The organism is Rahnella sp. AA (assembly GCF_002834385.1).
In the GTDB taxonomy this organism is placed as follows: Bacteria; Pseudomonadota; Gammaproteobacteria; order Enterobacterales; family Enterobacteriaceae; genus Rahnella.
On sequence record NZ_PITQ01000023.1, the window covers coordinates 1 to 12,073 of the forward strand.

The following is a 12,073-nucleotide window of genomic DNA, read 5'->3' on the forward strand; positions in this document are numbered from 1 at the left end:
CGAGTTCTTTCTGGCTCATGGTGACCAACATAATAGTGATACTCCTGGCTGCCTGAATAAGAACAGGCTAACCGGAGTACGACATTTTAACTTTGCTAAAACACGACATTATCGCTTTGCACTAACAAACTTGGTGCGCTTAACGTTAATTATGTTAAATTATGCGGGATGAAATGAGAATACTATTTTTTCAGGTTGACTGTTTTAGGACTTCAGCGATATTCCACACATTCAGGTTCCCCTGTGCGGCTGAGACAGTCAACTCTTCATGACTTGGAGAAAACCGGACAAGAATGCCATTACGGCGCAGGAATAAAGCAGATGAGGCAAATGCGGTTCTCTTATTTGCATCATTGAAACAATGCCCCCGCGCTATAGCAAGAAGATATGCAGCAGCTAGAACGTATATATCATCCTCGCCTTCATACATGTGGCGGTTCAGAATTCGTGTTGCCATACTTTCTATCCGACCTGGGTCAGCATAGCCGGAAAGGCCTCCGTAAGCAGAAATCATTCGGTCATGAATGCCAATGATGTCTTTGCTTGAAAGAAAATAAATCATCGGTTTTTAAGAGCCTCAAGCGTCTTGCCATGTTCACTAAACAACCAATCGAAATCCGATTCAGCCTGAATTTTCAGCATTTTTTCATATTGCTCAGCATCAATAACAACAACGGGCTTTGCCGATCGACGTGTGATAATTATAGGCTCACCGCTAGAAACGCTATCAAGAACTGAAGCCAGTTCATTCCGGGCAGTCGTAAAATTTATAGCTTGCATAGTCTTATGCCTCATTGAAGTGTACAACCCACATGTACAGCATAATGTACACTCCATCAGTTTTTTTTTCAACACCCCCACTGGGGCTATTGGATAACACGCTAGATCTAATATTGGTTGGCATAATGACCAATTCCCAACTACCCTGAATAATTCGCACCTGGATTATATAAATCCAGAACAAATAACTGGAAACTAAAGGATCCCTATGAGCGAAGTGAAAATTGTTGCAACACTGACCCCTTTACCTGAATTTATCGAAACTATAAGAGATGCCGCACTGGCAATGGTTTCTCCAACTCATCTTGAAGAAGGCTGCCTGCAATATGATCTGCATGAAAGCCATGCTGTACCCGATGTGCGTAACCTCGAAAATAAAGGTAAAGTGTCATTCGTCTTTATTGAACGCTGGAAGACTGAAGAAGATCTGAAAAAACACGTAGCAATGTCCTACCACGATGATTTTCTCGATATCTTGAGCGGTAAACTGGAAATCATTAACGTTCAGCGTCTGACTAAGCTATATAAGCTATAATAATCATGCAACGCGGGAGGGAATCGAAATAACCCTTTCGCAAATCTTATTTATTCAGAATGCATCATTCAGTGTTTAAACCCTGCGGTTAACTCACCAAGTCTTTTGTTCCTTTGATGTATATCCAATATTTCTTTCACCATCTATAATTCTCATCCCCTGTACAAGAACCCACCGCAGTCTTCAACAGAACTGTATAACTTTATATAATGGGACTTATATAAAGTTAGCCTTCTTCTATATGAGCTGGTAATCTATCCAGTAGTTCAGGTGCAGATGAATTTTCACCGCAGATCGTACAGGTTACGCTACGTGAAATCTGCAAGGTCAATCCCCTGCATTTTTCTCAGAATCCACGTAGCATTGTCAGTGACCGGGAGTGTGCTTTTTAAGCTATATATGGGCAAATTAACACCAATCCACCAGGCGTTACCGGCTATCCAGGCTGAAGAGAATGTTCTGGCCAGGCTTAAGGAATTTGTTCAGGATAAGGAGGCTTTTTCTCCCAATACGTGGCGACAACTAATGAGCGTGATGCGTATTTGCCATAAATGGTCGGCAGAGAATGGGCGTTCGTTTTTGCCTATGCTTCCGGCTGACCTTCGCGATTACCTGAACTGGCTGCAGGATAATGGCCGGGCCTCTTCAACGATTGCGACGCATGGCTCATTGATTTCGATGTTACACCGTAATGCTGGCCTGACTCCTCCTAATTCTTCACCGCTGGTTTTCCGGGCTGTTAAGAAAATAAATCGTGTCGCAGTTGTCACGGGTGAACGTACTGGCCAGGCCGTACCCTTTCGGCTTGAAAATCTGCTTGAGCTTGATGCGCTCTGGTCTGACTCAACATCGCTTCGCCATAAACGTGATTTAGCATTTCTGCACGTAGCTTACAGTACGCTGCTGCGTATCAGTGAATTAGCCCGTCTCCGCGTTCGCGATATCTCCAGGGCAACAGATGGCAGGATCATACTTAATGTGAGTTACACCAAAACAATTGTCCAAACTGGTGGTCTGATCAAGTCCCTAAGTTTTCAGTCCTCCCGCCGGCTAACTGAGTGGCTGTCGGTGTCTGGTATCAATTCAGAACCTGACGCCCTCCTCTTTTGTCCGGTGCACCGATCTGGGAGTGCAACTCTTTCGGTCACCCGTCCGCTGAGCACGCCTGCGATTGAATCTATCTTTGCACAGGCTTGGCATACTATTAGCGCAGGTGAAACCATCATTCCAAACAAAGGGCGTTACTCAGCCTGGACTGGTCACAGCGCCCGCGTAGGAGCTGCGCAGGATATGGCTGGGCGTGGTTATGCTGTCGCTCAGATTATGCAGGAAGGAACTTGGAAAAAGCCTGAAACATTAATGCGTTATATCCGTAATCTTCAGGCTCATGAAGGGGCTATGGTAGATCTGATGGAAAGGAGTAATAAATAAAGATTCCAGACATTAATAATTCATACTTAATAAACATTAATTATTACCTTTTTTGTACTCGCAATGGTTTAGGTTCATCTGGCCAATGCCTTCTCGTTCTTAGCCCGGCCCTCCAGTAGTAAATAACATACCATTGCCAGCAACAACGGCAGGAAGTAGTAGAGCAGGTGGTGGGGTGTGAGGTCTGACTCTGACCCAAAATCCTCTTCCATTCAGAAACAAAATTCCGGCATGATAATCACTCCTCTGAACGGATGTGGTGCCGATGAAGAAATCACGATTCACCGGTCTTTGCCCTCAAGCAGGCCGAGCTGGGGACATCCGTGCCGGATGTCCTGCCGTAAGCTGGGCATTTCTGATCCCACGTTCGATATGTGGCGTAAGAAATACGGCGGAATGTCCCTTCAGCTAAAGACCGGTGCGGTCTGCGCGGGGGATTAACGTCCCCCGCTTTTTAATGCCTGTTATCGGGGTTCGAGGGCCACTCGTGCGCAAAACCACATTAAGGAACTAACAGTCTGGAATATAATAAGTTTTTAGACTGTATATATGGGCCAAAAAATCGGTTCCAAATATCGTGTTTTGGTAATTTTGAGACTGGATCGTATCAAAATCGATTCCTGATACTGCTTAGCGTGGTTTTTTACATCACTGGACTTCAAACCCCATTTCCAATTTCACTCCGCTCATTGAAGATTAAAGTAAAATATACGTAAAAAACCGCCCTGCGGCGGTCTGTATGATTCGTTGCCCGCAAACTATTAATCATGTGTTATAAATAATTTAATCTAACTACCTCCAAGAAAGAGTTTAACTTCACATTATCACAAACATCTTCATTGGTTATGCGAAGAATTGGAATGCCTGCATTCTCTAAAGCCTTGTTTTTGAATTTATCTTTCATTGCGGAATAAAATTTTTTGTGTTCTTCCCCATCAACCTCGATTACGCAACGAGGATAGCCAGTTTTATTTGCAATGACAAAATCAACGCTGAGCAAACTTATTAAATTGAAAAGGGCATGCTCTTCCGACTCTCCTTGAAAGAAAGTAGGGAAATCTATTTTAAACTGGGGGATTTTAGATTTATCTATATCAACCAATCGGATAAGCTGAACCTGGCTAAATATATGATAATTAATAAATTTCTTAGCAAGCGCATCTAAAAAATTCCGTTCTATTTTAGACAAAAAATTCGTTCTCTTTGTCGGTAATGTTTCAACCAGTTTGGTCGGTAAATCACTATAAAGGTTTTCGTATTCTTCCCACTCTGCCGCTGAAGATGGCGTCAATGATATAGCAATATCTTGGCCATTTTTTTGGGGATTAAAAGCCATTATGCTTGCCCTCTACTGTTATAGGTAACTGAATTATTATATATATCCGCCATATATAATACATGCATATTACGCAAAGTGGTTTCTCGGGACATGGTTAGTATAAACGGTAGTTTTTGCTTTTAAAACAGGGGCTGGCTTTTCTGGCTGACGTGCCAGCCCCCCGGTTGGCCCTACTGACCAGCCGCCGCCACCCGGCCCGAAGGGCCGGTAAGTCGTTCAAGGCTTTAGTTCTAATGCTGTAACTACTGGGTTCTTCGTTGCTGTGAGTGTTGCCCCGGGTTCTTTCTTTCGTCTGCGACCGTCTGGCTTCAGTGCGCCTGAAAGGTTGCTGCTTAAACGGCGGTCGGGCAGGAACTAGTTACAGATGAAAAACCTCCTGAGCGTTTACAGCAAACTCTCGCTGCCACAATTAGCATTAACACTCTTCATCGCAAACGTCCTAAAAAGAGCCTATCGGAGTTAAAAAGGGTTGTCAGAATTTCTTAGTTGCAGAACGAGTGTAAATCCGGACAAAGGATTGTCAGCTGTAGTCCGGCAAGGAACTATGATTTTGCTTCAGATAAGGTTTCTGCAAGGGTAGCACTTGAAAATTAGAAATTTACGCCTAATTTATCAGGCGCTATCATCTCTTTTGAGTTTAAAGCCTATTTATTTAGGCGTTAAATTTAAAATACAACATGAAAATTTTGGAAGTGGAACTCATACTTAACGCCTAGTTATTTAGGCGCAAAGCCTTTATTTTTAGTTTATGCCTGGTTTTTTTTACATTGCTATTGAAGAAAATAAAACCTATAATTTTAGGCATTGACTAACGATTGTCGCCATAATGCCTAAAATTAAAGGCATTAACGTGTGTTGCAAGGAGACAAAATGCGCCTGACTTCTACAAGTAACGATGTTATCGCTGAAGAGATTGGAGGGCGGATAGAAAGCCTAAGGTTAAAGCATAACATCGGGCAGGAACAGTTAGCCGAAGCGGTAGGGATCTCGCGTGAGACTTACCGTAATCTTGTTAAAGGGCGGGGAACGCTCATCAACCTGATCGCAGTACTTAAAGTATTAGGTGAAACAGAGCGACTCAATTCACTTGTTGAGGAAATCCCTGTAAGTCCATTACTTCTGGCAAAAATCGGAGCTGCGCGCAGGATAAGAGCTTCAAGTGAGACCAAAACGCAAAACGTCAGGGTATCTAACCCTTCAGGCAAACCTATCACGCCCGCTAAGCGGCTGATACAACGTAAAAGAGACTCAGGAAGAGGGAGTTGGTGATGATTGCACAGGTGTACTTATGGGACATGTTCGTTGGAGTTCTTAACTGGGATGACAATTTAAAGGTTGGCCAATTTGAATTTGATCCGGGGTTTGTCGAGAGTGGATTAGAAATTTGTCCTATAAATATGCCTCTGAATAAAAACAGGGTTTACAGCTTCCCAGCTTTGCCCGTTGATACATTCAAAAAGCTGCCGCCTATTTTTGCTGACTCTCTACCTGATGCGTATGGTAGCACATTGATGGATGCATGGCTGGCACGTAGCGGCCGCAATAGAGCCTCATTTACCCCCGTAGAGCGTCTCTTATATCAAAATAATCGTGGTATGGGAGCACTAGAATATCGACCAGCAATTGAGACAACATCGAACACAACTGAAAAAATCCAACTTGATGCATTAGTTAAATTTGCAGAGCAGGTGCTGCAAAGCCGGGAAGCTATGAAGGATCGTATCGAAGCAAACGATCCTTCTCTGGAAGATGAGGCACTTAAGCGTCTCATTCAGGTTGGTACCAGCGCGGGCGGTGCGAGAGCCAAAGCGGTCATTGCCATAAACGAGGAAAATGAAATCCGGTCTGGTCAGGTGAAGGCTCCTCAAGGCTTTAGCTACTGGTTGTTAAAGTTTGATGTGCAGAAGAATTCAGCTGACCTTGCAGACACACTGGGCTATGGCCGTATTGAATACGCCTACCATTTAATGGCGCTGGAAGCGAAGATAGAAATGACTGAATGCCGACTCCTTGAGGAGGGGGGGCGAGCACACTTTATGACGAAGAGATTTGACCGGACTGATGAAGGTGAGAAAATTCATATGGCAACGCTATGTGCATTAGACAGTGCGGATTTCAACATGCCTGGTGCCTACAGCTATGAACTCGCTCTGATAGTCATGCGTCAACTAAACGTTTCCCGTGATGATGCAATTGAATTCTTTCGCAGGATGGTATTTAACGTAATTGCCCGTAATCAGGATGACCATACAAAAAACGTAGGGTTCCTGATGGACACTGATGGTGAATGGTTCTTATCACCAGCCTACGACGTTTCATGGGCCTATAAAAAAGATAGTGAATGGGTCAGTTCCCACCAAATGTCGATAAATGGAAAGCGGGATGATTTGGAACTTAATGATCTACTCGAAGTGGGAAAAAAAATCCAAGGGCTATCAAATAAAGAAATAAAAAAAATAATTCAAGAAGTTTACGACTCGGTTTCTTCATGGGAAATATTCGCTTCTAAAGCTGGTGTAGATGAATACACTATTGAGAAAATAAAAAGCACCCATAGATTATATCTGGGTGAAGACTTATAAAAATAATTAAAGCACTTTTAGGAGTGGAAATGGAACCCGAAAGATTACGCATCACTCAGGATTTAATATCATTTATTAGTGTACTAAGCAATCAAATTAGCCTCTCTACAAGAAAAGGATTAAATGACTTATCTAAAATTCAAGAGCAATCCCTGCTTAGAGTCATAAACAAAGTTTTTGACAAAAAATTCGTTGATCTGAATGATGAAAGCCCTAATTTTCCTGGATATGATTACGGTGATGATACAAACTTAGTCGGTTTGCAAATGACCGCAACCAAAAAAAGTGAAAAAATAACCCACACATTAACAAAAATCAAAAAAAATAAAAATATAACCAGTAAATACACGAGCCTCTGGTTTTTTATTTTAAGTGTAGATTCCCCCAAAAGAAAGTCAATACCTGTTGACGGTTTATCAATCATACACTTAAACCTTAGCAGCATCATCGATGCTATCAGAAAACTTGAAATAAAAGAGCAACAAGAGTGTCTTGATTTAATTAAAGAAGAGTATAAAAAATACTTCCAAAATGAAAAGCAAGATCATGAAGTAGATAGCATTTTTAAAAGAAAAACCCCAGTATCCATTCCAAATGATATGACCTTATTCTGTGATAGTTTAAATATATCGATGTGGTATCCTAATGATATAAATGAGGGGTACATTAAGGTTCATGGGATTTTAACAAGATTTAGAGATAAGCTTCGAGATTGCAGAATAGAATCCCGAGAGGCGCTGGAAGGGATATTAAGAGAAATCCCATACCCACAAGGATTAAATGACAAGATGGAAGTCGATAAAGACAAGCTTTATGGCCGTCTTAATATAAGAATCCAAAATAGTTATATAATGGATGGCTATATTTCCGACTTGGAGATAAACGAACTTTTAGATACTCAGGAAGAACCAGCAGGATGGTATGAAGAAAATGGAGAATCTTATTTAATGATGTTAGAAAAAATAATTCTTAACTACAAATGCTTTGAACCTGAAATGAATTTATATATGGCCTTAATTAAATTCTATGAAAAATATCATTCAATAGAAGAGTTTATGCTGGCGATTTTGAATAGTGATTTTAGTCTGCTTTCTGATGGTGAAATCATGGTTTAATAACTATTAAAGGTTAAAGAAACCCATGGAAGATTAAAAATAAAGTTCTAAAAGCAAGGAGGGAGAGATGTTAGGCACTGTTGCAAATATAAGGACGGTCTAGTCATCTTCCCGGTGAAATAGCCTTACATTTCAAAAACTCTGCTCACCAGACGCATCTCGCCCAGCGGATGACCGAAATAAAACTATTCTGCCTGCCCTTTGCGCAGTGCGCGCATCACCTCAATCCCCTTTATCGTGGCGTAAGCCGTTTTCATCGTTTTAAACCCCAGAGTGGCGCTGATTATCCGTTTCAGCTTAACATGGTCGCATTCGATGACGTTATTCCGGTATTTAATCTGCCGCTGTACAACGTCTTGTGGGCATTTCCCTTCCTGTTTCAGCAGCGACAGCGCACGACCGTATGTCGGGGCCCTATCCGTATTGATATACCGGGGGATCTGCCAGCGCTTCACGTTGTTGAGGATTTCCTCAGAAAACGGTACGCCGCTTTACTGTTTCTGCGGGGTGAGAGATAAAAATTAAGGGTCCGGCCCCGACTGTCGACGGCCCGGTAAAGATAAGCCCACCGGCCGTTCACCTTCACGTACGTTTCATCAATGTGCCACGGGCTGAGGCCGGAAGGATTACGCCAGTACCAGCGCAGGCGCTTTTCCATTTCAGGCGCATAGCGCTGGACCTGTAAGTATCCCACCAAAACGGCCCATTCATTTTTAGAGATCTTCCGACATACTGATTATGTCCCCTGAGGAGATCGCTATGCGTAAGATCCGATTCACTGAGCACCAGATCATCGCCGTCCTGAAATCAGTCGAGGCTGGCAGGACCGTCAAAGATGTGTGCCGCGAGGCTGCTATTTCTGAAGCCAGCTATTACAACTGGAAAGCAAAATATGGCGGGATGGAAGCCGCTGATATCAAAAAAATCAAAGACCTTGAGGACGAGAATCGTCGTCTGAAGCAAATGTTTGCCGATCTGAGTTTGGAATGCCGGGCGCTGAAAGACGTCATCGAAAAAAAGCTTTAAAACCAGCGATAAAGCGTGAGCTCGTCAACTATCTGACCACGCAATTTACGATGAGCATACGCCAGGCATGCAGGACGTTATCGCTAAGCAGGACGGTGTTTCGTTATCAACCGGATACGCGACGTGATGAAGCGGTGATCCAGAGGCTGACCGAGGTCGCTGAGCGCTATCCCCGCTACGGTTTTAAGAAGCTTTTTCAGGTACTTCGCAGGCAGGGGCACGTCTGGAACCACAAACGTGTCTACCGGATTTACTGTCTTCTCAAACTGAATTTTCGTCGTAAGGGTAAACAACGCCTGCCGGTGCGCAATCCGGCTCCGCTGGCAACGCCGGAAGCACTCAACCAAAGTTGGTCAATTGATTTTATGCACAACGCGCTGACATGTGGCCGACGTTTTCGGACTTTCAATGTTGTCGATGATTTTAACCGTGAAGCTCTGGCGATAGAAATTGACCTGAATATCCCAGCGCAGCGTGTCGTCCGGGTGCTGGACAGAATAGTAGCAAACCGTGGATATCCGCTGAAGATGCGGATGGATAATGGGCCGGAACTAATATCACTGGCGCTGGCGCAATGGGCTGAAGACCATGGAGTGATGCTGGAATTTATCAAGCCGGGTAAGCCAACACAGAACGCGTTTATAGAACGGTTTAACCGAACATACCGGACAGAAATACTGGATTTTTACCTGTTCAGAACACTGAATGAAGTACGAGAAATAACGGAGCGCTGGCTGAATGAGTACAACAGTGAGCGTCCTCATGAATCCCTTAAAAACCTGACGCCGGAAGAGTACCGGCTGATGGCTGAGAAACCGGAAATCTCAAAAAGTGCCTGGAACTAAAGCTGGGATACTTACAGACCCACCGGTAAATTGTGGTGTGATCAACGTTCACACCGCGTTCAGCCAGCATCTCCTGTAGCTCACGATAGCTGATCCCATATTTACAGTACCAGCGTACCGCCCACAGGATGACATCGCGGGTAAAATGCCGGCCTTTGAAAAGGTTCATGACAGGTCCCTCTGACGAATTCATCACCAGAGCCTATCAGCTGCCGGATCTTTGCAACAGTGCCTTTCTGTACGGGGTCGCGCCTCTGTCCGCGCCTGGAAGGACAGCTCCCCTATTGGGGAATATCTAATGCGTAATAATAGGGGTCCGCTTGGAAAACGGAAAATATCCTACTATAAGGGCTTCCCCGAACAGTCAACGCCGGTTTTTAATTTCTGTCTGTTCATCAATGAAAGGCAAGGGATAAGACTGCGCTACTATAAACGGTCACGCTGAATCGCTAGTGATTCGGACCCTGATGAAAGACGCTCGTGAGATCCTCCTTCGTTAATCGGATAGTAATATCCAGTAGGATATGCAGATACTTCTCACGGGGGTCTAACCCTTTACCATCAACGAGTTACAGTTCAGTTACTACTCAGTTTAATTTTTCACGTTGTTGAATACAGTCTGAAGTCATCGCCGTAATGTAATGATGCCCAGCACAACCTCGCATTCTTGGCGGCGATTGCAACGACAGCACGCCAGTATCCCCGCCTACCAATCAACGAGCAGACCCAACGGCTAAACGAGTCCGTTCTATTCTCTGCCCCTACCATTACAGAACGGGCTCCCTGGACCAGTAGGGTTCGCAGATAGGCATCACCCGCTTTTGTTATCCTGCCAAGCTTTGATTTTCCGCCACTACTGTATTGTGATGGCGTTAGCCCCAACCAGGCTGCCAGTTGGCGCCCGTTCTTAAAATCATGGGCATTGCCAATACTGGCGACCAGCGCACTCGCTGTGGTGGGCCCAACACCTTTCAGTTCCATTAACTGCTGGCTGCGATGATCTGTTTTGGCCACACGAGATAATACCCTGTCATATTCGGCGATTTTCTCTTCAATATTAGTGACATGTGCCAATAGATCATCAATGCACAGCCTAACCTGTACTGGCAGAGTTTCCTTCTGGTCAGAAACAACATGACGCAGAGCATCAGTGCTTTGTGGGGCAATAACCCCGAATTCAGATATCAGGCCCCGAAGACGGTTATGGGGTTTGAGGGCCAATCTTGCAAAAAAACACTCCAAGTGACTAACAGTTTGAAATATAGTGACTTATAAGACTGCAAACTTAGGCCGAAAAATCGTTTTCAATTATAGTTTTTTGATCGTTTGGTGACTTGATTTTATCAAAATCGATTTCTGACACCCCTTAGCGTGGTTTTTTACATCGCTGGACGTCAAACCCCGAAATGAAGAAAATTTAATGAGGGATTTGTGAACATTAGGCATAAAAAAACCGCCTAAAAAGACGGTTTTCTTAAACTTAATGAAGAAACCGGTTAGCGGCCAGTCCTTCAGATGTGATTTCTAAGCGAGGTTAGAAACGCACACAAGATGTATCACCGGGGCATTTCACCATGTGCGCTAATATAAGTAAAGGGGTGTTTTTATCAAATTTGATAAGGAAAGCGGCCAAAAAAAGCCTCTAAAAAGGCTCGAAAAGAAATTTATAGAAAAAAGTTTCCCCTCCTCACCCTGCATCCTGCGGGCTTTGTTAAATTTGCAATAAGCATTTTTAGACAATCTACATATTGTATGGTTGTAAAAAAAAATCACCACATCTATGATCCGGTTAGTTCCAGCGCCTTATTCATCTACTGTAGCGGCGGTTTGAATAAGCTCTGGAATATACGTCAGCGCATACAAGATGTATCACATCCTCTTGCTTGTACCTGATACACGATAATACAGGGTGGTTTGCCCAGATTATTAAAGGCTGCCAAATGAAGAAAGAAATCTTCTTTGCAGTGATCCTCATCGTAAGCATAGCCAGTTCAATGTTTGCCATGGGGCAAGGCGGTTGGAACCTGCACATTACAGAACTTAGTCTTAGTGTTGGTTCCAGCAGCAAGTGACAAAAAAGCCCGCCTCGCGCGGGTTTTTTGTCACTTGCTGAAGTCACAGGAAATTAATCTGGACTACATCCTTGGCCTGATATTCGAACACAACAAGCAGAAGAAGGGTAAAGCGGCCTTGACTGAAGAGGTGCGTCGGCTTCACGCCCTGAGACATTCGACAAGCTTTTTATGGCTTCAGTAAGGGCGAGTGTCGCGCTTCGAGAGCCAGCAAATACCTCGCTTCATCGTACTGGGTTCTGGTCTTCCAGCAGCGATAAATGATCCTTATCCATTTGAAGGCAAGAGCCCGGATTGCAGACTGGTGAGATTTTCCTTTTTCTCGCAGTCCCTGATAATAAAGTCTGG

Annotated in this window: 10 protein-coding genes and 7 pseudogenes; 9 read left to right on the top strand and 8 right to left on the bottom strand. The window is 43.8% G+C overall.

The window, feature by feature from the left end; all coding sequences use genetic code 11:
• Positions 1 to 190 precede the first annotated feature (190 nt).
• Both CWS43_RS26895 and CWS43_RS26900 read right to left on the bottom strand, forming a co-directional pair.
• On the bottom strand, positions 191 to 562 hold the full coding sequence (locus CWS43_RS26895; protein WP_101080181.1) for a type II toxin-antitoxin system death-on-curing family toxin: 372 nt from the start codon (positions 560 to 562) through the stop codon (positions 191 to 193).
• The gene (locus tag CWS43_RS26900; protein WP_037035656.1) at positions 559 to 780 is read right to left on the bottom strand and encodes a type II toxin-antitoxin system Phd/YefM family antitoxin; all 222 of its coding nucleotides are present in this window, start codon (positions 778 to 780) and stop codon (positions 559 to 561) included. The genes CWS43_RS26895 and CWS43_RS26900 overlap by 4 nt, the downstream gene beginning before the upstream one ends.
• A 208-nt stretch (positions 781 to 988) precedes the next feature.
• Between CWS43_RS26900 and CWS43_RS26905 the strand changes: the two genes are divergently transcribed.
• Together CWS43_RS26905 and CWS43_RS26910 are read left to right on the top strand one after the other, a co-directional pair.
• Positions 989 to 1,315: a putative quinol monooxygenase gene (locus CWS43_RS26905; RefSeq protein WP_101080182.1), complete on the top strand. Its 327-nt coding sequence runs from the start codon at positions 989 to 991 to the stop codon at positions 1,313 to 1,315.
• A 399-nt stretch (positions 1,316 to 1,714) separates the two neighbouring features.
• Entirely contained in the window at positions 1,715 to 2,746 is a 1,032-nt protein-coding gene (locus CWS43_RS26910; RefSeq protein ID WP_101080183.1) for a tyrosine-type recombinase/integrase, read from the top strand.
• 74 nt (positions 2,747 to 2,820) lie between these two features.
• On the opposite strand, the pseudogene CWS43_RS27660 reads toward CWS43_RS26910, so the two are convergent.
• Positions 2,821 to 2,913: pseudogene (locus CWS43_RS27660) on the bottom strand (hypothetical protein); the annotation flags it as partial.
• 144 nt (positions 2,914 to 3,057) lie between these two features.
• On the opposite strand from CWS43_RS27660, the pseudogene CWS43_RS27345 reads away from it, so the two are divergent.
• Positions 3,058 to 3,148 (top strand): annotated as a pseudogene (locus CWS43_RS27345) (transposase); the annotation flags it as partial.
• Positions 3,149 to 3,518: 370 nt separating this feature from the next.
• Here the strand turns inward: CWS43_RS27345 and CWS43_RS26915 are convergent.
• Complete coding sequence (locus CWS43_RS26915; protein ID WP_101080184.1) at positions 3,519 to 4,082, bottom strand: DUF2726 domain-containing protein; 564 nt, start codon at positions 4,080 to 4,082, stop codon at positions 3,519 to 3,521.
• An 873-nt stretch (positions 4,083 to 4,955) separates the two neighbouring features.
• On the opposite strand from CWS43_RS26915, the gene CWS43_RS26920 reads away from it, so the two are divergent.
• From CWS43_RS26920 to CWS43_RS26930, 3 genes are read left to right on the top strand one after another with little or no spacing between them, the layout of a single operon-like run.
• Positions 4,956 to 5,354: a helix-turn-helix transcriptional regulator gene (locus CWS43_RS26920; RefSeq protein ID WP_101080185.1), complete on the top strand. Its 399-nt coding sequence runs from the start codon at positions 4,956 to 4,958 to the stop codon at positions 5,352 to 5,354.
• Positions 5,354 to 6,667: a type II toxin-antitoxin system HipA family toxin gene (locus CWS43_RS26925; RefSeq protein ID WP_198555940.1), complete on the top strand. Its 1,314-nt coding sequence runs from the start codon at positions 5,354 to 5,356 to the stop codon at positions 6,665 to 6,667. Before CWS43_RS26920 ends, CWS43_RS26925 begins: the two co-directional genes overlap by 1 nt.
• Positions 6,668 to 6,696: 29 nt before the next feature.
• On the top strand, positions 6,697 to 7,782 hold the full coding sequence (locus CWS43_RS26930; RefSeq protein ID WP_101080187.1) for an SMEK domain-containing protein: 1,086 nt from the start codon (positions 6,697 to 6,699) through the stop codon (positions 7,780 to 7,782).
• Between the two features lie 185 nt (positions 7,783 to 7,967).
• Here the strand turns inward: CWS43_RS26930 and CWS43_RS26935 are convergent.
• Positions 7,968 to 8,470 (bottom strand): annotated as a pseudogene (locus CWS43_RS26935) (IS6 family transposase); the annotation flags it as partial.
• A 71-nt stretch (positions 8,471 to 8,541) separates the two neighbouring features.
• Here CWS43_RS26935 and CWS43_RS26945 point away from each other — a divergent pair.
• Positions 8,542 to 9,653 (top strand): IS3 family transposase gene (locus tag CWS43_RS26945; RefSeq protein ID WP_157825447.1). Its coding sequence is split into 2 segments (ribosomal slippage): positions 8,542 to 8,803 and positions 8,803 to 9,653, totalling 1,113 coding nucleotides; the frame shifts between segments, so codons are not numbered across the junction.
• A gap of 7 nt (positions 9,654 to 9,660) precedes the next feature.
• Here the strand turns inward: CWS43_RS26945 and CWS43_RS26950 are convergent.
• Positions 9,661 to 9,822 (bottom strand): annotated as a pseudogene (locus CWS43_RS26950) (IS6 family transposase); the annotation flags it as partial.
• A gap of 431 nt (positions 9,823 to 10,253) precedes the next feature.
• A pseudogene (locus tag CWS43_RS26955) lies at positions 10,254 to 10,859 on the bottom strand (IS110-like element IS5708 family transposase); the annotation flags it as partial.
• A gap of 734 nt (positions 10,860 to 11,593) precedes the next feature.
• Here CWS43_RS26955 and CWS43_RS27715 point away from each other — a divergent pair.
• Entirely contained in the window at positions 11,594 to 11,725 is a 132-nt protein-coding gene (locus CWS43_RS27715) for a hypothetical protein (protein WP_255414179.1), read from the top strand.
• A gap of 34 nt (positions 11,726 to 11,759) precedes the next feature.
• A pseudogene (locus tag CWS43_RS27870) lies at positions 11,760 to 11,867 on the top strand (hypothetical protein); the annotation flags it as partial.
• 27 nt (positions 11,868 to 11,894) lie between these two features.
• Here CWS43_RS27870 and CWS43_RS26960 read toward each other — a convergent pair.
• Positions 11,895 to 12,073, bottom strand: a pseudogene (locus CWS43_RS26960) (IS110 family transposase); the annotation flags it as partial.